The organism is Promicromonospora sukumoe, from assembly GCF_014137995.1.
Lineage (GTDB): Bacteria > Actinomycetota > Actinomycetes > Actinomycetales > Cellulomonadaceae > Promicromonospora > Promicromonospora sukumoe.
The window spans coordinates 177,518-203,097 of the sequence record NZ_JACGWV010000001.1; the positions used below are offsets into that span (position 1 = coordinate 177,518).

The 25,580-nt window shown below is 72.2% G+C and carries 26 protein-coding genes and 1 riboswitch; of the genes, 18 read left to right on the plus strand and 8 right to left on the minus strand.

Annotated elements, in window-relative coordinates; translation table 11 throughout:
• Positions 1 to 48: 48 nt before the first annotated feature.
• Positions 49 to 1,311 (minus strand): exodeoxyribonuclease VII large subunit, encoded by a 1,263-nt coding sequence (xseA, locus tag FHX71_RS00840; RefSeq protein WP_182613991.1) that lies wholly within the window; start codon positions 1,309 to 1,311, stop codon positions 49 to 51.
• 63 nt (positions 1,312 to 1,374) lie between these two features.
• On the opposite strand from xseA, the gene FHX71_RS00845 reads away from it, so the two are divergent.
• A complete protein-coding gene (locus FHX71_RS00845) occupies positions 1,375 to 2,412 on the plus strand; it encodes a 4-hydroxy-3-methylbut-2-enyl diphosphate reductase (protein WP_182613992.1) in 1,038 nt (345 codons plus the stop codon).
• A gap of 170 nt (positions 2,413 to 2,582) precedes the next feature.
• Here FHX71_RS00845 and FHX71_RS00850 read toward each other — a convergent pair whose 3' ends face one another.
• Positions 2,583 to 4,082 (minus strand): DNA recombination protein RmuC, encoded by a 1,500-nt coding sequence (locus tag FHX71_RS00850; RefSeq protein ID WP_182613993.1) that lies wholly within the window; start codon positions 4,080 to 4,082, stop codon positions 2,583 to 2,585.
• A 196-nt stretch (positions 4,083 to 4,278) separates the two neighbouring features.
• On the opposite strand from FHX71_RS00850, the gene FHX71_RS00855 reads away from it, so the two are divergent.
• From FHX71_RS00855 to ychF, 4 genes are all read left to right on the plus strand, one after another.
• On the plus strand, positions 4,279 to 5,109 hold the full coding sequence (locus FHX71_RS00855; protein ID WP_182613994.1) for an ABC transporter ATP-binding protein: 831 nt from the start codon (positions 4,279 to 4,281) through the stop codon (positions 5,107 to 5,109).
• A complete protein-coding gene (locus FHX71_RS00860; protein ID WP_182613995.1) occupies positions 5,091 to 6,704 on the plus strand; it encodes a hypothetical protein in 1,614 nt (537 codons plus the stop codon). Before FHX71_RS00855 ends, FHX71_RS00860 begins: the two co-directional genes overlap by 19 nt.
• A 73-nt stretch (positions 6,705 to 6,777) precedes the next feature.
• Positions 6,778 to 7,554, plus strand: coding sequence for a DinB family protein (locus tag FHX71_RS00865; protein ID WP_182613996.1), 777 nt, complete (start codon positions 6,778 to 6,780; stop codon positions 7,552 to 7,554).
• 11 nt (positions 7,555 to 7,565) lie between these two features.
• Positions 7,566 to 8,651: a redox-regulated ATPase YchF gene (ychF, locus tag FHX71_RS00870; RefSeq protein ID WP_182613997.1), complete on the plus strand. Its 1,086-nt coding sequence runs from the start codon at positions 7,566 to 7,568 to the stop codon at positions 8,649 to 8,651.
• A 222-nt stretch (positions 8,652 to 8,873) separates the two neighbouring features.
• Here ychF and FHX71_RS00875 read toward each other — a convergent pair whose 3' ends face one another.
• Positions 8,874 to 9,662, minus strand: a complete 789-nt coding sequence (locus tag FHX71_RS00875; protein WP_182613998.1) for an SDR family oxidoreductase — start codon at positions 9,660 to 9,662, stop codon at positions 8,874 to 8,876.
• A gap of 33 nt (positions 9,663 to 9,695) precedes the next feature.
• Entirely contained in the window at positions 9,696 to 10,058 is a 363-nt protein-coding gene (locus FHX71_RS00880; RefSeq protein ID WP_182613999.1) for a nuclear transport factor 2 family protein, read from the minus strand.
• A gap of 78 nt (positions 10,059 to 10,136) precedes the next feature.
• On the opposite strand from FHX71_RS00880, the gene FHX71_RS00885 reads away from it, so the two are divergent.
• The 5 genes from FHX71_RS00885 (at position 10,137) to FHX71_RS00905 (ending at position 13,028) form a co-directional block, all read left to right on the plus strand.
• Positions 10,137 to 10,931, plus strand: coding sequence for a MerR family transcriptional regulator (locus tag FHX71_RS00885; protein ID WP_182614000.1), 795 nt, complete (start codon positions 10,137 to 10,139; stop codon positions 10,929 to 10,931).
• A 46-nt stretch (positions 10,932 to 10,977) separates the two neighbouring features.
• Positions 10,978 to 11,601 (plus strand): maleylpyruvate isomerase family mycothiol-dependent enzyme, encoded by a 624-nt coding sequence (locus FHX71_RS00890; RefSeq protein WP_182614001.1) that lies wholly within the window; start codon positions 10,978 to 10,980, stop codon positions 11,599 to 11,601.
• A 37-nt stretch (positions 11,602 to 11,638) separates the two neighbouring features.
• On the plus strand, positions 11,639 to 12,016 hold the full coding sequence (locus FHX71_RS00895; protein WP_182614002.1) for a DUF4259 domain-containing protein: 378 nt from the start codon (positions 11,639 to 11,641) through the stop codon (positions 12,014 to 12,016).
• Positions 12,017 to 12,082: 66 nt separating this feature from the next.
• Positions 12,083 to 12,478, plus strand: a complete 396-nt coding sequence (locus FHX71_RS00900) for a hypothetical protein (RefSeq protein WP_182614003.1) — start codon at positions 12,083 to 12,085, stop codon at positions 12,476 to 12,478.
• A gap of 19 nt (positions 12,479 to 12,497) precedes the next feature.
• Positions 12,498 to 13,028, plus strand: coding sequence for a flavoprotein (locus tag FHX71_RS00905; protein ID WP_182614004.1), 531 nt, complete (start codon positions 12,498 to 12,500; stop codon positions 13,026 to 13,028).
• A 1-nt stretch (position 13,029) separates the two neighbouring features.
• Here the strand turns inward: FHX71_RS00905 and FHX71_RS00910 are convergent, their stop codons facing one another.
• Together FHX71_RS00910 and FHX71_RS00915 are read right to left on the minus strand one after the other, a co-directional pair.
• Positions 13,030 to 13,875, minus strand: coding sequence for a maleylpyruvate isomerase N-terminal domain-containing protein (locus FHX71_RS00910; RefSeq protein ID WP_182614005.1), 846 nt, complete (start codon positions 13,873 to 13,875; stop codon positions 13,030 to 13,032).
• Between the two features lie 78 nt (positions 13,876 to 13,953).
• Positions 13,954 to 14,409, minus strand: coding sequence for a hypothetical protein (locus tag FHX71_RS00915; protein WP_182614006.1), 456 nt, complete (start codon positions 14,407 to 14,409; stop codon positions 13,954 to 13,956).
• Between the two features lie 57 nt (positions 14,410 to 14,466).
• Positions 14,467 to 14,574, plus strand: a riboswitch (TPP riboswitch).
• Positions 14,575 to 14,632: 58 nt separating this feature from the next.
• On the opposite strand from FHX71_RS00915, the gene FHX71_RS00920 reads away from it, so the two are divergent.
• Genes FHX71_RS00920 through FHX71_RS00935 form a run of 4 tightly spaced genes read left to right on the plus strand, consistent with a single transcriptional unit; the run spans position 14,633 to position 18,708 of the window.
• Entirely contained in the window at positions 14,633 to 15,298 is a 666-nt protein-coding gene (locus FHX71_RS00920; RefSeq protein WP_182614007.1) for a YkoF family thiamine/hydroxymethylpyrimidine-binding protein, read from the plus strand.
• Positions 15,295 to 15,921 (plus strand): ECF transporter S component, encoded by a 627-nt coding sequence (locus FHX71_RS00925; protein ID WP_182614008.1) that lies wholly within the window; start codon positions 15,295 to 15,297, stop codon positions 15,919 to 15,921. The genes FHX71_RS00920 and FHX71_RS00925 overlap by 4 nt, the downstream gene beginning before the upstream one ends.
• A complete protein-coding gene (locus FHX71_RS00930; protein WP_182614009.1) occupies positions 15,911 to 17,869 on the plus strand; it encodes an ABC transporter ATP-binding protein in 1,959 nt (652 codons plus the stop codon). The genes FHX71_RS00925 and FHX71_RS00930 overlap by 11 nt, the downstream gene beginning before the upstream one ends.
• The gene (locus FHX71_RS00935) at positions 17,866 to 18,708 is read left to right on the plus strand and encodes an energy-coupling factor transporter transmembrane component T family protein (protein WP_246402100.1); all 843 of its coding nucleotides are present in this window, start codon (positions 17,866 to 17,868) and stop codon (positions 18,706 to 18,708) included. The genes FHX71_RS00930 and FHX71_RS00935 overlap by 4 nt, the downstream gene beginning before the upstream one ends.
• Here FHX71_RS00935 and FHX71_RS00940 read toward each other — a convergent pair.
• Both FHX71_RS00940 and FHX71_RS00945 read right to left on the minus strand, forming a co-directional pair.
• Positions 18,698 to 19,651 carry a helix-turn-helix transcriptional regulator gene (locus FHX71_RS00940; protein ID WP_182614010.1) on the minus strand — a complete coding sequence of 318 codons (954 nt, stop codon included), beginning with the start codon at positions 19,649 to 19,651 and terminating at the stop codon, positions 18,698 to 18,700. The genes FHX71_RS00935 and FHX71_RS00940 overlap by 11 nt on opposite strands.
• Positions 19,652 to 19,697: 46 nt before the next feature.
• Positions 19,698 to 20,168, minus strand: a complete 471-nt coding sequence (locus FHX71_RS00945) for a VOC family protein (RefSeq protein ID WP_182614011.1) — start codon at positions 20,166 to 20,168, stop codon at positions 19,698 to 19,700.
• 200 nt (positions 20,169 to 20,368) lie between these two features.
• Between FHX71_RS00945 and FHX71_RS00950 the strand changes: the two genes are divergently transcribed.
• The 4 genes from FHX71_RS00950 (at position 20,369) to FHX71_RS00965 (ending at position 25,580) form a co-directional block, all read left to right on the plus strand.
• Positions 20,369 to 21,205, plus strand: a complete 837-nt coding sequence (locus FHX71_RS00950) for an aldo/keto reductase (RefSeq protein WP_182614012.1) — start codon at positions 20,369 to 20,371, stop codon at positions 21,203 to 21,205.
• A 297-nt stretch (positions 21,206 to 21,502) separates the two neighbouring features.
• The gene (locus FHX71_RS00955; RefSeq protein WP_182614013.1) at positions 21,503 to 22,621 is read left to right on the plus strand and encodes a LacI family DNA-binding transcriptional regulator; all 1,119 of its coding nucleotides are present in this window, start codon (positions 21,503 to 21,505) and stop codon (positions 22,619 to 22,621) included.
• On the plus strand, positions 22,618 to 24,240 hold the full coding sequence (locus FHX71_RS00960; RefSeq protein ID WP_312876874.1) for an FAD-dependent oxidoreductase: 1,623 nt from the start codon (positions 22,618 to 22,620) through the stop codon (positions 24,238 to 24,240). The genes FHX71_RS00955 and FHX71_RS00960 overlap by 4 nt, the downstream gene beginning before the upstream one ends.
• Before the next feature lie 26 nt (positions 24,241 to 24,266).
• Positions 24,267 to 25,580 (plus strand): ABC transporter substrate-binding protein, encoded by a 1,314-nt coding sequence (locus FHX71_RS00965; RefSeq protein ID WP_182614014.1) that lies wholly within the window; start codon positions 24,267 to 24,269, stop codon positions 25,578 to 25,580.

The window sequence follows — 25,580 nt, forward strand, 5'->3', positions numbered from 1 at the left end:
TCTGGCCTCTTCTCCGACCGTCTCCCGGACCTCGTCCCGGGGCCGGATCTAGGCCCTCGTCGCGGTGACCTCCGCGTCCAGCGCGCCCTCGGCGAGGCGCACGTGGAGGCCGGCGCCGACCTCGACGTCGTCGGGGTGCCGCACCACGTGGCCGTCCGCCCGCTGCACGACGGCGTAGCCACGCTCCAGCGTCGAGGCCGGTGACAGCGCCCTGACCTGGGCGCCGAGCCGGCCGATCTCGCCGCCGGCGCGCAGGAGCAGCGCGTCGAGGGCGTGCCGGGCGTGCCGGACCGCCTGGCGGACGTCCCGCTCGCGCGACTCCAGCATGGTCTGCGGCACGGCGAGCACCGGCCGCGAGCGGACGCCGTCGAGCCCGCGCTGCTCGCGGTCCAGCATCGACGCGACCGCGCCGCGCATCCGCGAGCGGGCCTGGGTGAGCCGGAGCCGCTCCTCGGAGACGTCGGGCACGATGCGCTTGGCGGCGTCGGTGGGGGTGGAGGCGCGGTAGTCGGCGACCAGGTCGAGCAGCGGTGCGTCGGTCTCGTGGCCGATCGCGCTGACCAGGGGCGTTCGGGCCTGCGCGACGGCGCGCACCAGCGCCTCGTTGCTGAACGGCAGCAGGTCCTCGACCGAGCCGCCGCCGCGGGCCACGACGATGACGTCGACCCGCGGGTCCTGGTCGAGCTCTGCGACCGCGGCCGACACCTCGCGCACGGCGTTGACGCCCTGCACGGCGACCTCGCGGATCTCGAACCGCACCTGGGGCCAGCGCGCCCGGGCGTTGACGACGACGTCGTGCTCCGCCTTGGACTCGCGCCCGCACACCAGCCCCACGACGGCGGGCAGGAACGGCAGGCTGCGCTTGCGGGAGGCGTCGAACAGGCCCTCGGCCGCGAGGACCTTCTTCAGGGCCTCGATGCGGGCCAGCAGCTCGCCCACGCCCACGGCCTTGATCTCGTTGGCCTGCATCTGCAGCGTGCCGCGCTTGGTCCAGAAGACGGGCTTGGCGTGCACCACCACGTGGTCGCCCTCGGCGGGGGGCTGCGCCAGGGTGCCGAGGACGCGCGAGAAGATCGTCACGGGCAGCGACGCGTCGGCGTCCGTGTCGCGCAGTGTCAGCCACTGCATGCCGGAGCCGGGCCGCAGGTTGAACTGCACCACCTGGCCCTCGACCCAGACCGGCGGCATCTTGTCGATGTAGCCCTTGATCTTCTCCGAGAGCACGCGCACCGGCCAGGGGCTGGTGGGCGTGGTGTCGAGCGCCTTGCGGGGGAGCTCGGTCGGGAGGGCCTGCTGGGTGGGTTCCGTCACGTGTCCAACCCTGCCACCCACCACCGACACAAGCCCTCCGCACACCGCCCCTAGACTGCACCTGTGAGTGTCACGAGCCCTGAGCGCCCTGCCCGGACCAAGACCAAGCGCGTCCTGCTGGCTGCACCCCGCGGATACTGCGCCGGTGTGGACCGTGCGGTGGTCGCCGTCGAGAAGGCACTGGAGACCTACGGCGCACCCGTGTACGTGCGCAAGGAGATCGTCCACAACAAGCACGTGGTGGAGACGCTGCGCGAACGCGGCGCCATCTTCGTCAACGAGACCGACGAGGTGCCCGAGGGCAGCCGGCTCGTGTTCTCGGCGCACGGTGTGTCGCCCGCTGTCCGGGCCTCGGCTGTCGCGCGGAGCCTCGACACGATCGACGCGACCTGCCCCCTGGTCACCAAGGTGCACAAGGAGGCCGTGCGGTTCGCCAAGGACGACTACGACATCCTGCTGATCGGGCACACCGGTCACGAGGAGGTCGAGGGCACCGCCGGCGAGGCCCCCGAGCACGTGCAGATCGTGAACTCGCCCGACGAGGTGGACCAGGTCGTCGTGCGCGACCCCGACAAGGTCGTGTGGATCTCGCAGACCACGCTCTCGGTCGACGAGACCATGGAGACCGTCCGCCGGCTGCGGGAGAAGTTCCCGTCCCTGCAGGACCCGCCCAGCGACGACATCTGCTACGCCACGCAGAACCGCCAGGTCGCGGTGAAGAAGCTGGCCCCCGAGTGCGACCTGGTCATCGTGGTCGGCTCCGCCAACTCGTCCAACTCCGTGCGGCTCGTCGAGGTGGCGCTGCAGGCCGGCGCCACGGCGTCGTACCGCGTGGACCGCAAGGTCGAGATCAAGGACGAGTGGCTCGAGGGCGTCACCACGGTCGGCGTGACCTCGGGTGCCTCCGTGCCCGAGATCCTGGTGCAGGACGTCATCACGCACCTCGCCGAGCACGGCTTCGGCACCGTCGACGAGGTGCGGACCGCGACCGAGGACCTCATGTTCTCGCTGCCGCGCGAGCTGCGCGCCGGGCTCAAGGCCGCGGGCGAGGAGCCCAAGCGCCCGCGCCGCGAGGCCCGCAAGGAGCTCCCGCAGGCCTGAGGGCTGGTGCCTGGGCGCCGGCCCGGGTGATCGGTCCCGGCTGGGTGATCGGTAAGAGGTCAGGTGATCGGTAGTTCAAACTACCGATCACCTGACCTCTTACCGATCATCTGACGTACTGCCGACCATCGCGGCCTCCTACGGCCGGGCGCGGGCTAGCCCGGTGCCGTTCAGCCCGCCGCGCTGTCCTTCTGGGCGTTCTTCTTGGCCGCCGCATCCTCGACCGCCTCCAGGGCGCGCTTGTCGCTCGCCGCGAGCTCTGTGACCTCCAGCGCCTGCACCAGGATGCCGTCGCTCTCCTCCTGCGCACGGTCGATGGCGACCACGCCGCCCTCCTCGGCGGCCAGCAGCTCGGGCTTGGTGATCGGCCGCGGCACCTCCTCGATGCCCCGGATCTCCTCGATGCTGTCCCGCTCGTCGACGACCTCGAGCTCGACCATCCGCCGGGCCGACGTCAGCACGTTGCGCTCCAGAGAGCCGATCATCTGGTTGTAGCTCTTGGTCGCCGACTCCAGCGCGCGGCCCGTCCGGGTGACGTGGCCGGTCATCGTGACCAGGCGTGCGTAGAGCTCCTTGCCGACGCTGAGCACCCGCTGCGCGTTCTCGGCCAGGGCCTCCTGGCGCCAGGCGTAGGCGACGGTGCGCAGCAGCGCCAGCATGGTGGTCGGCGTCGCGATGATGACGTTCTTCTGGGCCGCGTACTCCAGCAGCTCCGGGGCGCGCTCCAGGGAGGCCGACAGGAAGGCCTCGGCCGGCACGAACATCACGACGAACTCCGGCGCGGGCTCGAACTGGTTCCAGTACTTCTTGCCGGCCAGGTCGTCCACGTGCTTGCGCATGTGCCGCACGTGGGCGTCGAGGCGCTGCTCGCGGTACGCGGCGTCGTCGGACTGCTGGGCCTCCAGGAAGCCCAGGAAGGCGACCTTGGAGTCGACGACGACGCGCTTGCCGCCGGCGAGGTTGATGACCATGTCCGGGCGGAGCGTGCCGTCCTCCGTGGTGACCTGCGCCTGCTCGGTGAAGTCGACCCGGTTGATCATGCCCGCCGACTCGACGACCTTACGGAGCTGCAGCTCGCCCCAGGCGCCGCGGGTCTGCGACGAGCGCAGCGCGGTGACGAGGTCCGCCGTCCCGTTGCGCAGGTCGGCCGAGACCTCGGCGACGTTGCGCATCTGCTCGACCAGCGCGCCCTGACCCTCGATGCGGGCCTTCTCCGCCTGCAGCACCTCGCTGCGCACCAGCTCGACCGCCTTGGTCAGGGGGTCCACCAGCGACTTCACGGCCTGCTCGCGCTGGGCGAGCGCCTGCTCGCCGGCCGACGTCGACCGCTTGAACCGCTCCTCCGCGAGCTCCAGGAACCGCTTGCTGTTGGCGTCCAGCGCGTCACCGGCGAGCGCCTGGAACTGCTGCCGGGCGTGCTCCTGCTCGGTGCGTGCGGCGGCGATCTGCTCGGCGGCACGCGCGCGTGCGTCGGCGATCTGCTCGTCCGCGCGGTCCCGTGCGGCTTCGACCTGGCGCTCGGCGGACTCGGTCTGGGCACGCAGGCGCACGACCTCGAGGTCCGCCTCGCGTACGGCGGACGTGCTGCGCTGCGCGTGCCCGAGCCATCCCAGCAGCGCACCGACGACGAGGGCGCCGAGGGCCAGCAGAATCGTTGCGGCGATGTCCATGGGCGACAGGCTGCCACGAGCCACCGACACTCTCGTACGCCGACACCCCGCAGTGCCCCGATCGTCCGGTATGAGCCTGGCGACAGCTCCGTATCGCCCCAGGTGGCGCCGTCCGACCCGAGACGGAGCAGCATTCACCCGACCTCCTCCTCGCGTCGGATCCGGTGCGTCGGTGGTCTTGGCTAGGTTGGGTGCCATGACGATCCCAGTCGACCCGAGCCCGCCGGGGAGCGCCGGCCCGCAGGGTGCGCCGGAGCCGCCCCCGTACGACCCGTCGGCCGCGATGAGCGTCCGCGGCCTCTGGAAGCGGTTCGGGCAGAAGATCGCCGTCCACGGCGTCAGCCTGGACGTGCCGCGCGGCTCGTTCTACGGCCTCGTCGGCCCCAACGGCGCCGGCAAGACCACCATGCTCTCGATGGCCACGGGCCTGCTGCGCCCGGACTTCGGCACGGCCTGGGTGCAGGGCGTGGACCTCTGGGCACGTCCCGACGAGGCCAAGGCCACCCTCGGCGTGCTGCCCGACGGCGTGCGCCTGTTCGACCGCCTGACCGGCCGCCAGCTCCTGGCGTACGCGGGGATGCTGCGCGGGATGGACAAGGCCACCGTCGTCGAGCGCAGCAACGACCTGCTGCAGGCGTTCGACCTGGGCGCCGACGCGGACACGTTCGTCGTCGACTACTCCGCGGGCATGACCAAGAAGATCGCGCTGGGCAGCGCCATGATCCACGCTCCGCGCACCCTGGTGCTGGACGAGCCGTTCGAGGCCGTGGACCCGGTGAGCGCCGCCAACATCCGCGACATCCTCAAGGACTACGTGTCCGGCGGCGGCACCGTGATCGTCTCCAGCCACGTGATGGACCTGGTCCAGCGCATGTGCGACCACGTCGCGGTCATGGCGGCGGGGCAGGTCCTCGCCGCGGGCACGGTGGACGAGGTGCGCGGCGAGCAGAGCCTGGAGGACCGGTTCGTCGACCTCGTCGGCGGTCGGCAGCACTCGGAGGGGCTCTCGTGGTTGCGCGGTTCCTGACCCTCAAGCTCACGCTGATGGGCAACACGTTCCGCAAGAGCGTGTGGCAGACCATCGGGATGATCGTCGCCGCCGCCTACGCGCTGGGCGTCGTCGGTGTGCTGGTCGCCGCGGTCGTGGGTCTCGGTGTGTTCGAGAACCCGACCTGGGCGGGGCTGGCGATCACGCTCGGCGGCGCCCTCACCGTCCTGGGCTGGTGGATCATCCCGATCTTCGCGTTCGGCGTGGACGCCACCCTGGACCCGCACCGCTTCACGACCTTCGCCATCCCGCGGCGCACCCTCGTCGCCGGGCTGGCGGTGGCCGGCCTGGTCTCGGTGCCGGGTATCGCGACGGTCCTGACCGCGCTGGGCACCGCGTTCGGCTGGGTGCTGGAGCCGGGCACGCTCCTGGTGGCGCTCGTCGGCGCCGTGCTCGGCGTCGCGACCTGCATCATCGGGTCCCGTGCCATCACCACGCTGCTCGCGCCCGTGCTGGAGTCACGGCGCTACCGCGAGGTGGTCACGCTGGTCGCGCTCGTCCTCGTGGTGATGATCGGCCCGCTGATCAGCTGGCTCGTCAACAGCGCGAACGATTCCCCGGAGGCGGACCCCGGCAGCAGCACCGGGGTGCAGCTCCTGCCCGTGTTCCAGCAGGCGGCCGGGGTCGTGGGCTGGACGCCGTTCGGAGCGGCCTGGTCGCTCGGGAGCACCGCGCACGACGGCGAGTGGGCGGTCCTGGCCGGCCGGCTCGCCGTCGCGCTCGCCACCATCGCGCTGGCCTGGCTGGTCTGGGACCGGGCCCTCGGCCGCGCGCTGGAGCGTCCGCCCGTCGGTGGCGGCAGCGGTGGCCGGGCCAAGGGGCTCGGCGCGTTCGGCCTCGTCCCGTCCTCGCCCACCTGGGCCGTGACCGCACGGACCGCGACGTACTGGCTGCGCGACCCGCGCTACTCCGGCTCCATCGCGATCGTCCCGCTGCTGCCCGTGATCATGTACTTCTCCGGCCAGAGCATGGGCAACTACTTCCTGCTGCTGGCGAGCGGGCCGTTCGTGGCCTGGATCCTCGGCTTCAGCATCTCCAACGACATCGCGTACGACAACACTGCGTTCGCGCTGCACGTCGCGGCCGGGGTCGACGGACGCGCGGACCGGTGGGGCCGGGCCATCCCGATGCTCACCGTGGGACCTCTGGTCAGCATCGCCACCGTCATCGCCTCGGTGTGGGTGGCCGACGACTGGCACCTCACGCTGCCGCTGCTGGGGCTGGCCCTCGGCTCGCTGCTCGTCAGCACGGGCGTGTCCTGCGCGGCCTCCGCCCGGCTCGTCTATCCCGTGGCCAAGCCGGGGGAGAGCCCGCTCAAGTCCCCGCAGGGTGCCGCCGTGGCCACGATGGTCTCGCAGGGCCTCGGGTTCGTGGTCACGCTCGGACTGTCGATCCCGGTGTTCGCGGTGGGCATCGCCGCGCTGGTGCTGGGCGGGGTGCTGTGGGGTGTCGCCACGCTCGTCGTCGGCGTGCTGTACGGCGCGCTGATCCTGGTGCTCGCGGTGCGGTTCGGCGCCCGCGTGTACGACCGGCGACTGCCCGAGCTGCTGCAGCAGGTGCAGTCGTTCCCGTAGCCGTTCCGAACACCGTGCCCCGGGCCCACGGCCCGGGGCACGGGTGTCAGTGGCTGCGCGTAGCGTCGCCCGCATGAACCAGATCACAGGACGTGTCGACGGCATCGAGGGCGCCGACCTCCGCGGGGCCGTCGTGCGCGACGCCGACCTGAGTGGCGCTTCTTTTCGCGAGGTCGTGCTGAACGGCGTGCGGATGCGCGGCGTCGAGCTGGCCGGCGCCGACATCGACGGCTACATCTACGGCCTGCGCGTCAACGGCGTCGAGGTGGAGCCCCTGGTCGAGGCCGAGCTGAACCGGCGCCACCCGGAGCGCACGCTGCTGCAGGACCGCTCTCTCGCCGGCCTCCGCGCGGCCCTGGACGCCTACGAGCGGATGTGGGAGACCACGGTCGAACGGGTCGCGTCGATGCCGCCGGGCACCGTGGACGTCTCGGTCGACGACGAGTGGTCGTTCGCCCAGACCCTGCGCCACCTGGTGTTCTGCACCGACGGCTGGCTGCGGTGGGGCGCGCAGGGCAGGCGCGACGACGTGTTCTGGCCGGCCGGCATGCCGCACTCCGGCTTCGCCGCCGGCTCCCCGGGCCTCGGGATCGACCCGGACGCCGCGCCGTCGTACGACGAGGTGCTGGAGGTGCGTCGCGGCCGGCTGCGCGAGGTGCGGGAGTATCTGGCCGCAGTCTCGCCCGACGAGGCGGGCAGCCCGGCCGAGCCGCCGCCCTGGATGGACCAGTCCGAGGCGTTCGTGGCGGCCCAGTGCGTGTGGGTCGTGCTCTCCGAGGAGTGGAACCACCACCAGTTCGCGACGAGGGACCTGGACCTGATCGACGCGGACGCCGCCGCGTCCACGTAAACTTGCGCGACGTGGCTCTCACTATCGGCATCGTCGGCCTGCCCAACGTCGGCAAGTCCACCCTCTTCAACGCTCTGACCCGCAACCAGGTGCTCGCGGCGAACTACCCGTTCGCAACGATCGAGCCCAACGTCGGTGTGGTCTCGCTGCCCGACGAGCGGCTGAACAAGCTGGCCGAGATCTTCGAGAGCCAGCGCACACTGCCGGCCACGGTCTCGTTCGTGGACATCGCGGGCATCGTCAAGGGCGCCTCCGAGGGTGAGGGCCTGGGCAACAAGTTCCTCGCCAACATCCGCGAGGCCGACGCGATCTGCCAGGTCACGCGCGCCTTCGACGACCCCGACGTGGTGCGGGTCGACGGCTCGCTCGACGCCCCCGGCGACATCGAGACCATCTCCACCGAGCTGATCCTGGCCGACCTCCAGACCCTCGAGAAGGCACTGCCGAGGATGGAGAAGGAGGTCAAGATCAAGCGCGGCGACCCCGTCCTGTACGCGGCCGCCAAGAAGGCCCAGGAGATCCTCGACAGCGGCGTGACGCTGTACCAGGGCGCCAAGGACGCCGGCCTGGACCTCGCCGAGATCGCCAGCCTGCAGCTCATGACGGCCAAGCCGTTCATCTACGTCTTCAACACCGACGACGCCGGTCTGGCCGACACCGCCTCGCAGGAGGCGCTGCGCAAGGTCGTCGCGCCCGCGCAGGCCATCTTCCTGGATGCCAAGTTCGAGTCCGAGCTCGTCGAGTTGGAGCCCGACGAGGCCGCCGAGATGCTCGCGGAGACCGGCCAGGAGGAGTCCGGCCTGGACCAGCTCGCCCGCGTCGGTTTCGACACGCTCGGCCTCCAGACCTACCTCACCGCGGGCCCCAAGGAATCGCGCGCGTGGACCATCCACCGCGGCTGGACGGCGCCGCAGGCCGCCGGCGTGATCCACACCGACTTCGAGCGTGGCTTCATCAAGGCCGAGGTCATCTCCTTCGACGACCTGGTCGAGACCGGGTCCGTGGCGGCGGCGAAGGCGGCGGGCAAGGCCCGCATCGAGGGCAAGGACTACGTCATGCAGGACGGGGACGTGGTGGAGTTCAGGTTCAACGTCTGAGCATCACCCCGGTTTGGGTCTGGTCGCTTAACCAGACCAAGTGCCGGTTGACCTGCGGTAACGCTCGTACTCCGGGTGGTAGTCAGCGGGGTGTCTGCCTGGCCCGGCTGGTGAGGCATCAGCACGTGTCGTACCGCCGACACGGCCCGCCACCCGTTGGGGTGGAGGCTGTGCCGGCGGATTGAGCCGTTCGGGAGCGGCCCCTCGGAGCCGGTGCCTCGCTCAGACGGTCGGGACGGTGCCGCCGTCGATCACGTACTCGGCGCCCACGATCGCCGAGGCGCGGTCCGACACGAGGAACCCGACCAGGTCCGCGATCTCCTCGGTGTTCGCGAACCGTCCCAGTGGGACTCCTCCGAGGGAGTCGTAGATCGTTTGCTTGGCTGCTTCGCGTGTGAGTCCGTTGCCCTCGGCGATCCGGTCCACGAACCGTTCGTAGGCTTCCGTCTCGATGCCGCCGGGACTGATCGCGTTGACGCGGACGCCGCGCGGCGCGAGCTCGTTGGCAAGGCCCTTGCTGTACGTGCGCAGCGCGGCCTTCGCCGCTGCGTACGGCAAGGATGCGTCGTACTGGGGCAGCTCGCGCTGGATCGAGGTGAAGTGGAGCACCACGCCCGACGCAGCCCGGATCATTGCCGGTAGAAGGGCCCGGTCCAGCCGTACCGCTCCGAGGAGGTTGAGGTTCAGCTCGGTGAGCCACTGGTCGTCGGTGATGACCGCGAATCCGCCGGACGGCGTCGATGCGCCTCCGACGACGTGCACCAGGATGTCGAGCGTGCCGACGTCCTTGGCGATACGAGCGGCCACGGCGTCGGTGCCCTCTGCCGTCAGGATGTCGGCCTCGATGAACCGGTCCGGCCGCTCGTACCCGTCGGGCATCGTGCGCGCCGTGACGTACACGTCGGCGCCCATCGCTCGGAGTCTCTCGACGACGGCCTTGCCCGAGCCCTTCGAGCCGCCGGTGACCAGTGCCCGGCGACCGTCGAGACGATCGCGATCTGGGATAGACATCTCTCTCCTTCGTAGATCGAGGTGGTTGTTCGGTCAGGCGGTGTGGTTGGCGATGACGAGTTCTGCGACCAGGGCGCCGCGCAGCGCGAACCGGTAGTCGAGCTCGGCGATGCCACCCGGGAAGGTGCCCTCGAGCCGCAGGGTGACCACCCAGTGGGTGTCGTCGACGCGGCGTGCGCCGATCTGCTCGGTCGTGTACTCGAACTCGGAGCCTGCGTCGCGCAGGAACGCGTGAACTACCTCTCGGCCGCGGAAGGTCTGGTCCTGGTCGACGATCACCGCGTCCTCGGTGAGGAACGACGAGGCGGTGTCGGCGTCGTAGGCGATGTGCGCGGTGAGGAAGTCGCGCACGGTGGCCGGGAGCAGGTCGGACGGGATCTCGGTGTGCTGTGTCATGAGCCCACCGTGTGGCGTCCCGGCGCGGGAGGGTCAAGCGGTGGACTCTCCCCCAGGGGGAGCGTTCAGAATGAGCGGGTGCTGACCATCGGGGAGTTCTCGCGGCTGACCCACCTGAGCGTGCGGACCCTGCGTCGCTATCACGACGCAGCCCTGCTGGAACCGGCCGTGGTGGACGAGACCACCGGTTACCGCTACTACAGCGTCGAGCAGATCCCGACCGCGCAGGTTATCCACCGGCTGCGCGAGCTCGACGTACCGCTGAGCGACGTGCAGCGGATCCTGCGGACCCCCGACCCGAGTGTCCGGGCGGCCTTGGTGGCGGACCACCTGCAACGCCTCGAGGACGTCCTTGACCGCACGCGGGCCGCGGTCGTGTCGCTACGGCGCCTGCTCCGGCCCGACCCGGCACCGATCGACGTCCAGCTGCGCGCGGAGCCCGCCCGGACGGTCGCAGCCGTGGAGGCCGTCGTCGGACATCGTGAGGTCGAGTCCTGGTACGCGGGCGCGATGGCCGAGCTGGAGGCGGCCGTCGGTCCCGCCGTGACCGGGCCGCCGGGCGGCACCTATGACAACGCCCTGTTCGAGCAGGAACGAGGTCACTCGATCGTCTACCTGCCGACCGCCGCGCCACCCCGCACAGGACGCGTACACCCCGTGATCCTGCCGGCCGCGGAACTGGCCGTCACCATCCACGTCGGCGAGCACGACGGCATCGAGGTCACGTACGGGCAACTAGGGACCTGGGTGGTGGAGAACGCGATGTCGGTGGCCGGGCCGGTACGCGAGGTCTACGTCGTCGGCCCTCGTGACACGAGCGATCCCGCTCGGTGGCGTACCGAGATCGGCTGGCCCGTGTTTCGTGTCACCTGAGGTGGGCAGCGCGAAGCGGGATCACCCGCTCCCTAGACTGACCGCCATGACGCGACCGTCCCAGATCCAGGTGCGGGAGCACGCCGCGCTCGTCGACGACCTGCGCACGCTCACGCCCGAGCAGTGGCGCACGACGTCGCTGTGCGGTGACTGGGACGTCGAGGACGTCGTCGCGCACCTGGGCGCCGCCTCGGGGCTGACCTTCTGGGGCTGGCTGCGCAGCATCGCGGGCGCCCGGTTCGACGCCGACCTGCACAACCAGCGCCGCCTGGAGGAGTTCCGGGGTGACGCATACCCGGAGACCCTGGAGCGCTACGCCGCCGCAGGGCCGATCGCGCTTCCTCGCAAGGAGAGCGTGGCCGGGCTCGGCGAGCTGATCGTGCACTCGGAGGACATCCGCCGGCCCCTGGGTCTGAAGCACCAGCCAGACGCCGAGGGCCTGCTCCTGGTCGCCACATTCTTCGCGTCCAAGGACTTCGCGGTGAACAGCAGGTCACTGGTCAAGGGGCTCCGGCTGACGGCCACCGACGCGGAGTTCCGGACGGGCGACGGTCCCGTGGCCAACGGTCCGCTGCTCTCGCTGGTCATGGCGATGGCCGGACGGCGCGCGGCGCTGCAGGACCTGGACGGCGACGGCGTGTCCGTGCTGAGCGAGCGACTCGCGGTATAACTGCCCGGTCAGCGAACGACGACCGAGAGAGAGTTCCGTGGGTACCTGGGGTCCGGGCAACTTCGACGACGACGCAGCCGCCGACCACCTGGCGCGCCTCACCGACCAGCTCGCCACCGAGGTCGCCGAGGCCATGGCCGGCGACCCGGTCGGGGTGGAGCCCGACGAGTACTGGGGCGTGGCCGTCCCGGCGAACCTCGAGCTCCTGGCGGTGCTCGCCCGGCTGGACTATGTCGGCGTCCTGCTGCCGGAGGTCGCGACGATCGAGGCGTGGAAGGCGAAGTTCCTGGAGATCTGGGACGGCTCGATCGACGGGCTCGAACCCTCCCCGGCGTTCAAGGAGGCCCGGCGCGCCGTCCTGGTCCGCACGTTCGAAGACCTCATCGAGCTCAGGAAGACAGCGGACGCCGGCTGAGTTCCTGCGCTCGCGCTTCTTCTTCATCCTGTCCGGCGCGCCGGCCCTGCCCTACTGTCGGGGGTCGTGATCCCTGACGCGATCGACTCCCGCCTCGCCAACGCCCTCTTCGATGTCCGGGCGGCCGGGGTGGGCCGGGTCGTCGAGCCCGCGCTCGCCCCGCTTCGAGCCATGTACCGAGGACTCTGGGTCGGCGGGCGCGTGACGCTGACGCCCACCGAGTATCACTTCCATGCGAACGGCATGAACCGTTCGGTTCACGAGGGTCCTGTCGACTTCGTCATCCCACTGGTGGACGTCGACGAGGTCACCACCAGGTTCGGCGTCGGCACCAGCCTCGTCGTCGTACATGCCGGCGGCCACGAGTTCACGGTCCGCTGCTACGGATCACGAAAGTTCGCCGAGCGCATCCGTGTCGCCGTCGCTGCCGCGCGGGGAGAGGCACCCGCTCCACAGGTGTGACCGTCTAGCCTCGGGACCCATGACCCTGGGTGTGCTCTACGTCGTCGTGACCGGTGCCGGAGCGACCCGGCAGGTGCCGACCCAGCTCCTGCCGCGGGCCGTCGAGCGGGGCTGGGACGTGCACGTGCTCGCCACCGAGCAGGCGGCGCGCACCTTTCCCGAGGCGATGCGACAGATCGCGGACGTCCTGGGCCGGCCGGTGCGGACCGGCTTCCACACCACGGTCGGGTACTCGCTGCCTGACCCGGACGCCGTGGTCGTGGCCCCGGCGTCGTACAACACGATCACCAAGTGGGCGCTCGGGATCGCTGACACCTACGTGCTGACCCGCCTGGTCGAACAGGTCGGCCGTGGTATCCCGATCGTCGCCGCGCCCTGCACCAGCACGCGGTTCGCCGGGCATCCGACCTACCCGGGCAGCCTGGCCACGCTCAAGGAGTGGGGCGTGGACGTCGTCATCGGCCCGGGCGAGCCGCACGAGCCCGGGGACGACGCCGCGGACTTTCCGTGGGACGCGATCCTGGACGCGGTGACGCCCGACGGCGCCTAGCTCAGTCGGCGATGTGCGCCGTGTTGTCCAGCCAGTGCCGCACGAGCTCGGCGTCCCCCTCGACGCCGACACCACCCAAGCTGGCACCGCCCAAGCCGGCACCGGCGCCGCCCGCACCCAGCGGCACCCGCCGCGTCAGCGTGAGCAGCAGCGTCCCCGCCGGACCCGTCACCGTGACGTCGGCCGGCCGGTTCCCGCGCTCCCACGTCGCGCCGTCGGGCCGCCGCTCGACGAACCACGCGCCGTTGCCGTCCCTGGTGTCGGTGGCCAGCCACCGGAGGGTCTGCCCGGTGCCCTGGATGGCCTGGGCGGACTCGGGCCGCAGCATCGCCCAGGTGGGGGAGGTGAGCATCGCGAGGTGGTGGCTGATCAGCTCGGCCGCGACACCGGCGTCGATCTGGGGCAGGTCCGTGGCGCCCTGCGCATGAGCCGCGCCCGCGCCGTCGAAGCCGTGCACGACCGCCTCGTTGAGCACGTTGATCAGCCAGAACCTCGCCCCGGACCGGTCGTCGCCCGCGGCGTTGAAGATCTCGGCGTCGAGCGCCTCGTCGGAGAACGCGCTCGCGACCCGCACCGCGGACTGCGCCAGCCACTCCGGCCACTTGTCGGGGTCGCCGGGCAGGTCGGGCACCTCCGTGGGCATGTCGGCCGGGTCCGTGACGCGCCGCTCGATGATCTCCGCGGTCCAGTGCTGCGTCTGGCCCACGTGCGCGACCAGGTCGGTGACGGTCCACTCCGGGGCGGTCGGCACGGCGGCGTCGGGCCCTGCCGCGGCGGCCGAGTCCGCCAGGCGCCCGGTGTGCTCGACGATCGCCCGGCGGGCACGTTCTGGGTTCAGCTCGGTCATCGCACTGTCCGTTCTTCTCGGCGGTCGTGCAGTGACTGACGGGCAACGGCGCCCGAATTCATCGGCACGGGTGGTCCGTCACGCCTCCACGCTGACCTCCGCCACGGCGTCCTTCGCGTCGAACCGCACCGCCGGCCAGTATCCGTCCAGGAAGTGCTTGCCGCACGAGTCGTCGAGGTGCAGCACGACGTCGCCCTCCGGGAGCACCTCGACCGTCTGGAGCACGAGGTCGTCGGCGGCCTCGGCGAGGTCGTCCGCCGTCGGCTCACCGGTGGTGAACTCCGCGACGACCGCGTCGGTCGCACGCCGGTGCCAGCCGGCCCGGTCCGCGAAGAACGCCGCGACGCGGGGCAGCAGGGCGGCGGCCGCATCGGGGTCGGTCGCCCGGAGCATGAGCTCGGGGTCGCCGTCCGCGACGTCGGCCGCAGAGGTGTCGTACCAGTCGTGAATCAGGGTCTCGCCGCTGGTCAGCGTGGTTGTGGCACGGGTGAGCTCGCCCCAGGCGGAGGGGACGGCGGTGGCGTCGTCGGGCATGCGCCGATGCTAGCGAGCGGACGCCTGGCGGCCGTGCGCGCCCCTGCTGTTACGGTGAGCGCAGTGCACGGGAGTCCGGTATGCCGGGCTGAGAGGGAGTACTCAACTCCGACCGTAGAACCTGATCCGGATCATGCCGGCGCAGGAAGCGACTCAGGACGTGGGGCCGTCAGGCGCCCGTCCTCCTGTGCCGACGGAGATCCGACGGACAGGGAGCACCCCGATGGCAGACCTTGCCACCACCGAAGCCACCACCGACCAGACAGCCGAGCTGCGCGGCGACCCGATGCGCTTCGGCGTCGGCGCCCGGATCACCGCGGCGGTGATGTCGGACGACTACGTGGACGTGATCCTGGGCGCCCTGCGCGACGCCGACACCACCGGCCTCGTGGTCGAGACCGGCGACGTGAGCACCTACGTGGGCGGCGCCGAGGCCGACCTGCTGCGGTACGTGACCGACCTGACCGCCGGGATCGCGGCGTCGGGCAAGCACGCCGCGATCACCGTGCACCTGTCGCGCGGCTGCCCCGGCGAGGTGGTCTGCGAGCTGCCCGGCGGCGCGGGACCGCGCGTCACCGAGGTGCCGCAGGGCCGCGACACCGGCCGCTTCGTCACGGCGGAGTGGGCCCTGTACCCCCTGGCCGACGACGTCCGCGCCGACGTGACCCCCGACCACATGCGTGACATCTACGCCGCGATCGACCTGGCCAAGGAGAACGGGACGTTCCACGGCTCGCAGCACTTCGTCACCCGTCTGGAGGGCGACGCCGGCCGCGTGCTCGCCAGCGCCTTCGCCGGCTGGGTCCTCGCGGGCCGCACGGTGCAGCACGTCACCAGCCACCTCACCCTCTCGGTGAACAGCCCGAGCCACGCGGGCGGCACCCGATGAGCGAGACGACGGAGCGCCGCCCGTCGCGGCTGCCGCTGCGCGACATCGTGCTCATGGTGATGCTCGGCGTCGTCTTCGGGTTCCTGTACTGGGCGCTCGTGCAGGCGTGGAACGGCCTCGCCGTCGCGATGGGACCGGCCGGTGACCTGGCGCAGCACGTGCTGCTGGGTGGCTGGCTCCTCGTGGCGCCGATCGCGATCGCGATCATCCGCAAGCCCTTCGTCGGCATCATCGCCGAGGTGATCGCCTCGGTCGTCGAGGTCGTCTTCCTGGGCTCGCCGGTCGGGCCGCTCCTGCTGGTCGCCGCCGCGATCCAGGGCGCGGGCAGCGAGCTCCCGTTCGCGCTCACCCGTTACCGCCAGTTCGGGTGGGGGGTCTACGCGCTCTCGGGCCTGCTCGGCGCGGGCCTGGTCTTCGTGTGGTCGGCATTCCGGTTCGGCTGGTTCGGGCAGGACATCCTCGCGCTGCGACTCGGCATGCAGCTCGTCTCCGGAATCCTGCTCGGCGGGCTGCTCGCCAAGGTGATCGTCGACCGCCTCTACGGCACCGGCGTGCTCGACGAGTTCGCCATCGGCCGGGCGGGGGCCGCCGACCGTGGACCCGTGGTGCGCCGTGAGCGCTGACGTGACCACCGCCGTCGTCGAGACCACCGCTCTGGAGGCGGTGTACGGCACCGGCGACGGCGTGGGGCCCGTGGACCTGCGCATCGAACCCGGGCAGAGCGTGCTCGTGCTCGGCCCGTCGGGGTCCGGCAAGTCCACGCTGCTGCGGATGCTGCACGGCGCGGTACCCCTCGCGGTCCACGCGCAGGTCGACGGCGAGGTGCGCGTGGCCGGCCGGTCCGTGGCGGGCACGGGGATCGCAGGGCTGGCCGACGTCGTGGGCGTCGTCGGGCAGGACCCCGAGTCCGGCGTCTGCCTGCCCGACGTGCTCGACGAGGTCGCGTTCCCGCTGGAGAACCTCGCCGTCGACCCCGCGCTCATCGGGCCGGCCGTGCGCACGGCGCTCGACCGGGCCGGGGCTTCGGGCCTCGCCGGACGTGCGACGGCGGAGCTGTCCGGCGGCGAGCTGCAGCGTGTGGCGCTCGCGGCGGCCATCGCACCGTCGCCCCGCCTGCTCCTGCTCGACGAGCCGACGTCGATGCTCGACGCCGACGGGATCGACGCCGTGCGGCACGCCCTCGACGTGGTGCGGCGGGAGACCGGCGCCGCCTGCGTGCTCGTGGAGCACCGGCTCGACGAGCTCGCGGGCGACGCCGGCGCCGCCGCCCTGCCGGACCGCTGGATCGTGCTCGGCAAGGACGGCCGCGTGCGGCACGACGTCGCCGTCGACGCCCTGACGGTGCCCGTGCTGCGGGAGCTCGTGGGGGAGGGCTGCTGGCTCCCGCTCGACCTGGAGCTCCGGGCGTTGCTGGGGGAAGGTGGGGCGCTCTCCGGAGGTGCGCTCCCGCAAGGTGCGCTTCTACCCAGCGATTACGCCCGAAAACAGCCTCGTTCCGGGCCCAATGACGAGGTAGAAGCGCACATCGCGGGCGGGGACGAGTCGCTGGCGGCCCGGTTGCTGCGGGAGCTCGGCCGGGGTGACGGCGGGGCGTGGTCGAGAGGTGCGCTTCTACCCAGTCGTTACGCCCGAAAACAGCCTGATTCCGGGCCCAATGACGGGGTAGAAACGCACATCGCGGGCGCGGGCGAGTCGCTGGCGGCTCGGATGTTACGGGAGCTCGGCCGGGACGTCGCTCCCGCGTCCGACGTCGCTCCCGTGCCGGCGCCCGACGTTGCCCCGCACCCCGCCCCGTCCGACGCCCCGACCCTCCGCGCCAACGCCCTCGCCGTCGCGCGCGGGCCCCGTGGCCGGCGGCGGGAGGTACTGCGCGGGGTCGACCTGGAGCTGCGCCCCGGCACCACGACGGCGCTGGTCGGCGCGAACGGCAGCGGCAAGTCCACGCTGCTGGCCTGCCTCGCGGGCCTCGACCGACCCGCCGCGGGCAGTGTCGAAGGTCCGCGGGCCGGGCTCGTGTTCCAGAACCCGGAGCACCAGTTCACCGCCACGACGGTGCGCCAAGAGGTGGCGCACGGCCTGCCGCCGGACGCCGCGCCGCGGGTCGAGCAGGCCCTGGCCCGCTTCGGGCTCACGCGGCTCGCCGACCACAACCCGTACCGGCTCTCCGGCGGGCAGAAGCGGCGCCTCAGTCTCGCCGCGATGCTCGTGCACGAGCACCCGTTCCTGCTCGCCGACGAGCCCGGCTTCGGGCTGGACCGGCACGCCTCGGTCGGCGTCCTCCGTGCCCTGCGCGACGCCGCCGCGGCAGGCCGCGGTGTGCTGTTCTCCAGCCACGACCTGCGCGCCGTCGCCGGGTACGCCGACCGCGTCCTGGTGCTCGCCGACGGCACGCTGCTGGCCGACACGACCCCGCTGGACCTGCTGCGCGACGAGGCGCTGCTCGCGAGCGCCGGCCTGCGCCCGCCCGCCCTGCTCCGGGCGCTGGCCTGCGAGGTGCGCGACGCACAGGACTTGGTCGGCGTGCTGCGCGCCATGGACGACACGGCCCTCGCACTGGGCGTGGCCGCATGACGGCCGTCGAGCCGCGCGCCGCGACCGAACCAGGCGGGACCGGACCAGAAGAGACCGGGCCGGGCGGGACGAGCCCAGTCACGACCGGATCGGCCGCGCCCACCGCCACCTCCTGGCTCGCCCGCCGCAACCCCACGGTCAAGGCGGCGATCCTGCTGGCCGCCTCGCTCGCGACGCTCGGCTTCCTGGACCCGCGCCCGCTGCTCGCCCTCTACGCGCTCGCGCTGGTGGCAGTCGCAGCCAGCGCTCGCGTCCCGGCACGAACCCTGCTGCTGGCCCAGGTGCCGTTCGTCGTCTTCGGCGTGGGACTCGTCGCCGTCAACGCCCTCAGCCGTCCGGGCACTCCGCTCGTGGAAGGCGCCCCGGTCAGCGTCGAGGGGCTGACGGTGGGCGTCGCCCTCGCGCTGCGCGGCCTCGTGATCGGCGTCCTCACCATCGGCTTCCTGTCCTCGACCCCGCCGCGTGACCTCATGGTGAGCCTCGTCCAGCACGCCCGGCTCAGCCCGCGGTACGCGTACTCCATCCTCGCCGGCCACCGCATGCTCGCGGCCATGCCCGCGCGGTGGGCCACCGTCCGCGCGGCGCAGGCGGTGCGCGCGCCCCTGCGGCGCGGTCGCCCCCGGTTCGGCCTGGCCGACGCCGGTCGGGCGGCCTTCGCGCTGCTCGTCACCTCGATCCGGTCCTCGGAACGGATCGCGCTGGCGCTGGAGTCCCGCGGCCTCGGCGAGCGCCCCCGCACGGTCTGGCGGCCGGTCCCGATCGGGCGGGCCGACGTCGTCCTCGTGCTGCTGGTCGTCGCGGGCTGGGCGGCCGCCGTCGTCCTGGCGATCAGCCTCTGACGGCGGCCGGGTCCTCGGCGGGCGCCCGCTCGGCCGTCGTCCGCGGGCCGCGCACCTGCCCGGCCTCCGCCGGCTCGCCAGAACCGGCCTCCGCCCGCTCGCCGGAACCGGCCCCCGCCCGCTCCGACATCAGCCGCAGCTTCTCCGCCGACGGCGAGCCGCGGTCCGCGGTGTACACGATGACGGTCTGCCCGTGGTCGGCCGGGAGCGGCAGGGCCTCGTAGTTGAGCCGCAGCTCGCCCACGGCCTCGTTGAAGAAGAGCTTGACGCCGTGGGTGTGCTCGAAGAGCTCGTAGTCGGCCCAGTACCGCGCGAACTCCTCCGAGGCCGCGGTCAGGTGGTCGACCAGCGCCGACAGGTACTCGTTCGACCCGGCCGCCGCCGCGTTGCGCAGGATCGCGACCATCTGCGGCGCGATCACGTCCCAGTTCCGGTAGACCTCGCGGGCGCGGTCGCTGAGGAACATCCAGCGGGCCATGTTGCGCTCGTCCGAGGGCATGGCGTCGAAGTCGTCGAGCAGCAGCACCCCGGCCCGGTTGATCCCCAGCACCTCCAGGTGCGGGCCGTGGATGACGGCGGGCACGGGGTCGAGCGCCTCGATCATCGAGATGAGCGCCGGGCGGGCGCGCAGGGTGATCGGCGGGATGCGCCGCACGTGGATGGAGTCCGGGTCGAGCAGCGCGCGCAGGTGCAGCCGCTCCAGGTGGTCCAGCCGCAGGGCACGCTCGACGGCCCGGATCACCTGCTCGGAGACGTTCCCGGCGCGGCCCTGCTCCAGCTTGACGTAGTAGTCGACGCTGACCCCGGCGAGGATCGCGACCTCCTCGCGGCGCAGCCCCCGGACCCGCCGGCCCGCCCGGGCCGGGGGCAGGCCGACGGCCTCCGGCTCGAGCGCGGCCCGGCGCGACGTCAGGAAGTCCCGCAGCGGGTGGTCGGTCGTCACCGACCCAGTATCCGCCGGGGCGGCGGGGACCGGCGGGTGAAGAACCTCAGCCGACGTGGCCGCCGCCGGTCCGCTCCGAGAGCTCGAACATGTTGCCCCAGGGGTCGCGGAAGAAGGCGAGCCGCGCGCTGATGTCGTCGATCTCGAACGGCGGGTTCACGACGTCGACCCCGCGCTCGCGCAGCGCCGCGAGCGTCTTGTCGACGCTGTCGACCGACAGGCACACGTGGTTGAAGCCGTTGGCGGCGAGGCTGGCGTCGACGTCGTCGTACACGGTCTGGGACGCGGCGCCGGGCCCGGCCAGGATCTCCAGGTGGAAGTTGTCCTGGCCCGGCGGCATCACGTAGGCGAGGGTGAGCTCGCCGTACGGCCAGGTCTGCAGCACGCGCCAGTCCATCGTCTCGACCCAGAAGGCCCGGGCGGCCTCGAAGTCGGGGTAGCGGATCGCCGTGTGGTGGCCGTGCATCGACGAGAACGGCGAGGTGGTGTTGCGCGCGGGCGCGGCGGGCAGGGGCATCGTGATCGTTCCTCTCGTGGTTCGGCGGGCCCGTGGTGCGGCCCACCTGTCATGCAACCCGCCGCGGCCGGCCACGGGGAGAGGTTTGCTGGCTCCGCTGGTCCTGGCTCTGCCAGTACCACCCGGCAGCGCCGGGCGAACCGGACGCCAGAGAACGGTTAACGTCGAGACACCTGAAGTCGATGCTGAGGAGTCCTGAGATGTCGATCCCCACGGTCGCCACGCCGTCCGGATACACGCTGCCCGCCGTCGGGTTCGGTACCTACCGCCTGCGCGGCGAGTCGGGGGCGCGGGCGGTCGGCGACGCGCTCGACGCCGGGTACCGGCTGCTGGACTCGGCCGCGAGCTACCAGAACGAGGGCGCCGTCGGCGCGGCCGTGCGGCGCTCCGACGTGCCGCGCGAGGAGATCGTCGTGACCTCCAAGCTGCCCGGCAAGTACCAGGCGTTCGACGACGCCATCCAGACCGTCGAGGAGAGCGTACTGCGCACGGGCCTGGACGCCGTCGACCTGTACCTCATCCACTGGCCCAACCCGTCCGTCGGCAGGTACGTCGAGGCCTGGCGCGCCCTGATCGAGGCGCGCGAGCGCGGGCTGGTGCGCCAGATCGGCGTCTGCAACTTCCTGTCCGAGCACCTCGACCGGCTCGCGCAGGAGACCGGCGAGCTGCCCGCGGTCAACCAGATCGAGCTGCACCCCTACTTCCCGCAGACCGAGGCGCTCGCGTTCCACCGCGAGCACGGCATCCTGACCGAGTCGTGGAGCCCGATCGGTCGCGGCAACGACCTGCTCGACCACCCGGTGATCACCGAGATCGCGAAGGAGCACGGCGTCAGCGCCGCCCAGACGGTGCTCGCGTGGCACGTGGCCTGCGGCGCGATCCCGCTGCCCAAGGCCGCCGGCCACGACCGGCAGCGGGAGAACCTCGCGATCTTCGAGGTGGGGCTCACCGACGACGAGATCGCCCGGATCACGGCCCTGGGCCGCCCCGACGGCCGCACGGCAGGCCAGGACCCGGCCACGTACGAGGAGCTCTGACCCGGGCCGCCCTCCGGGCCCCGGCCCGCAGGCACGGTGATCGGTAGAAGGTCAGGTGGTCGGCAGCCCGAGCTGCCGACCACCTGACCTTTTGCCGACCACCCCTGCGCGCCCCGGAAACCCGCTGATAATGCGCCACATCGGCCCGCGAGCACCGGCACAACGGCCAGCGCAGCCCCAACGAGCCCGCCCCGGGCGGTTGCTAATAATGCGCATCATCAGATTGACCGTGCGCTCGGCGCCCCGTGAGACTCCGGATGTCAACGATGACCCGACCGGGCGTTTCGAGGAGGAGCTGTGCCACGTCGCCGCATCACCCAGACCGACGTCGCCGCGATGGCCGGCGTCAGCCAGGCCACCGTCTCGTTCGTGCTCAACGGGAGCACCCCGGCTGGCGTGCGGATCAGCGAGGAGACGCGTCAGCGCGTGCTCGACGCCATCCGCATCACGGGCTACACCGCCAACCCCGCGGCGCAGCGCCTCGCGGGCGGCCTCGCCCAGATCCTCGGCGTCTTCACGTACGAGGCCACGTTCCCGCGGGCCAGCCGCGACTTCTACGGGCCGTTCCTGACCGGGATCGAGCACGCCGCCGAGCGCCTGGGCGTCGACATCCTGCTGTTCACGAGCGCCCCGGTCGCGGACGGCCGCCGCCGGCTCACCCGCGACGGCTGGCAGCGGCTCGGCGTGGCCGACGGCTGCCTGCTGCTCGGGCAGCACGAGCACCGCGGCGAGCTGCAGCACCTGCTCGACACCAACTACCCGTTCGTCTTCATCGGCAAGCGCGGGAGCGACGGCGGCCGGCTGCCCTACGTGGGCGCCGACTACGTGGGCGGCACCGTGCGGCAGATCGACCGCCTGGTCGCCCTCGGCCACCAGCGCATCGGGTACGTGGGCATGCGCGGCACGGACCAGCCCACCCTCGACCGCGTCGAGGGCTACCGCGACGCCATGAAGACGCACGGCCTGACCACGCGGTTCGTCGAGCTGGAGGACGTCGCCGCCACGGCGGCCGAGATCGTCGACCAGCGCTTCACCGCCGTCGTCGTGGCCCCGGAGAACCACCCGGAGGAGCTCGCGGACGAGCTCGAACGCCGCGGCCGGCGCGTGCCCGACGACGTGTCCGTGCTGCTGCTCGGGCAGCCGCACCACCCGCGGCGCGGCGGCCGGCAGTGGTCCGGCTTCTCCGTGCCCCGCGAGGAGATGGGCGCCCGCGCGCTCTACCTCCTCTCGCGCCTCGTGTCCGACGACGAGCCGCGGCGGGACCGCGACACGCGGCGGCCCTCGGCCGTGACCGACGCCGAGCTGCACCAGATCCTCGTGTGCCCGGACGTGGAGGGCGCCACCGTTGCGGCCCCGCCGTCCGCCACACGCACCAGCCCCCTAACGCAGACTGACGACAGGACGGACCACGCGTGACCCATCAAGACCTGCAGACCGACGTGCTCGTGGTGGGCGCGGGGCTCGGCGGCATCGCCGCCGCGCTGGCCGCCGCCGACCGCGGCGCCCGCGTCGTCCTCACCGAGGAGCACCCGTGGATCGGGGGCCAGCTCACGTCGCAGGGCGTGCCGCCGGACGAGCACCCCTGGGTGGAGCGGTTCGGCGTGACGGCCCGCTACCGCGCGCTGCGCGACGGCATCCGCGACGTCTACCGGCGCCGCTACCCCCTGACCGACGGGGCGCGCGACTGGGCGGAGCTCAACCCGGGTGCCGGGTGGGTGTCCAAGCTGTGCCACGAGCCGCGGGTCGCCGTCGGCGTGCTGGAGGAGATGCTCGCCCCGCACCGTTCGTCCGGCCGCATCCGGCTGGTCGAGCGCGTGCGCCCGGTCGCGGCCACCACCGACGGCGACCGGGTCACCTCGGTGACGCTGCGCTCCGTCGTCGGCGGGGAGGACGTGACCGTCACCGCGGCCTACACCGTGGACGCGACCGAGACCGGCGAGCTGCTGCCGCTGACCGGCACGGAGTACGTGACCGGGTTCGAGTCGCGGCACGAGACGGGGGAGCCCAGCGCCCCGGACGAGGCCCAGCCGGACAACGTCCAGGCCCTGAGCGTCTGCTTCGTCGTCGAGCACACCGACGGCGACCACACGATCGAGAAGCCCGAGCGGTACGACTTCTGGCGCACCTACGCGCCCGCCGCCTGGGGCGGCGAGCAGCTCCTGTCGTGGACGGCGCCCAACCCGCGCACGCTCGCGCTGGAGAAGCGGTCGTTCACCCCCAACCCGGGCGACGACCCGCTGGCCGTGGACGCCGACCAGTCCAAGAACGCCGGGGACGGCAACCTCTGGCTGTTCCGCCGCATCGCCGCGCGCGACCTGCACGAGCCCGGGTTCTACGAGAGCGACCTGTGCCTCGTGAACTGGCCGAGCATCGACTACTTCCTGGGCCACGTCCTGGACGTGCCCCGCGAGGAGGAGGAGGCGCGGATCGCCGACGCCCGGCAGCTCAGCCTGTCGATGCTCTACTGGATGCAGACCGAGGCGCCGCGGCCCGACGGGGGCACCGGGTTCCCCGGCCTGCGTCTGCGCCCCGACGTGACGGGCAACCCGGACGGGCTGGCCCAGGCGGCGTACCACCGCGAGTCCCGCCGCATCAGGGCGGTCACGACGATCACCGAGAACGACGTCTCCTACGCCGTGCGCGGCGACCGGGGCGCCACCCGCTACGCGGACTCGGTGGGCGTGGGCATGTACCGCATCGACCTGCACCCCTCCACGGGCGGCGACACGTACATCGACGTGCCGTCCACCCCGTTCGAGATCCCGCTCGGCGCCCTGCTGCCGCGGCGCACGACCAACCTGCTCGCCGGCAACAAGAACATCGGCACCACCCACATCACCAACGGGTGCTACCGGCTGCACCCGGTCGAGTGGAACGTCGGCGAGGCCGCCGGCCACCTCGCCGCGCACTGCCTCGCCACCGGCCGCACGCCGCACGCGGTCCAGTCCGAGCCGGACCTGCTCGCCGACTACCAGGCCGAGCTCGTCGCCTCCGGCGTCGAGCTGCGCTGGCCCGACGAGGCCCACCCCTACTGACGCACCCCCTGTTCAAAGGAGAACTGATGTCTGCACAGCACAACCGAGCCCGGAGGACGGCGGGAACCGCCGCCGTCCTCGGGGCGGCGCTCGCCCTGTCCGCGTGCGCGGGCGGGTCCGACGCGCCGGTCGGTGACCCCGAGACCCCGTCCGAGCCCGTCGACCTGCGGATGACCGTCTGGACGGCGGACGAGACGCAGCTCGCGCTCTTCCAGTCCATCGCCGACGCCTACGTCGCGGAGAACCCCGAGCTGGTCTCGAGCGTGAAGTTCGAGACCATCCCGTTCGAGGACTACACCACGGCCCTGACCACCCAGCTCGCGGGCGGCAACGCCCCGGACCTGGCGTGGATCTTCGAGAGCAACGCCCCGGAGTTCGTCTCCAGCGGCGCGCTCGTGGACCTGCGCCCGGTGCTGGAGGGCACCGAGGACTACGCGTTCGACGACCTGGTGCCCAGCGCCCTGACCCTGTGGGAGGACGGCGAGGGCCTGTACGCCTACCCCTTCTCCAACAGCCCGTTCGCGATGTTCGTCAACACCGACCAGATCGAGGAGGCCGGGCAGCCCAACCCGGTCGACCTGGTCGCCGACGGTAAGTGGACGTTCGACGCCGCCCGGGACATCGCCGCGGCCGCGGCCGAGAAGTCCGGCGAGCAGGGTCTGGTGGTGCGCGACTTCGAGTACCAGTCCTGGGAGAACCTGGCCACGGTGTGGTCGGGCTGGCAGGCGGCGCCGTGGAGCGCGGACGGCACGCAGTGCACGTTCACGGAGCCCGCGATGGTCGACGCCATGACCTGGTTCCACGACGCCGTCTTCACCGACGCCGCGATGCCGGAGCCGGGCACCACCGCCGACTTCTTCGCCGGTGACGCCGCCATGACGATCACGCAGATCAGCCGGGCCTCGGCGCTGGACGACTCCTTCCACTGGGACGTCGTGCCGCTGCCCGAGGGCCCCGCCGGCAAGCAGAACGTCGTGGGCCAGGCCGGGGTCGGGGTCTTCGCCGCGGGCGAGCACCCGGACGTCGCCGCCGACTTCCTCGCGTACTTCACGAACGCGGAGAACGCCGGGCAGCTCGCGGCCTACTTCCCGCCGCCGCGCCAGTCGCTGCTCAACGGGGAGAGCCTCGCCGACGCCAACCCGAAGCTGACCGCGGGCCAGCTCGAGGCCGTCGTCGTCGAGGGTGTCGAGGACGCGGTGACCAAGCCGGCGCACAAGAACTTCGCCAAGCTGTCGGAGACCGTGCGCGCCGAGCTCGACGCCCTGTGGGTCGAGGACGCCGACGTCGAGGCCGTCCTGGCCGACACCTGCGCGGCGGTCACGCCGCTGCTGGAGGACTGA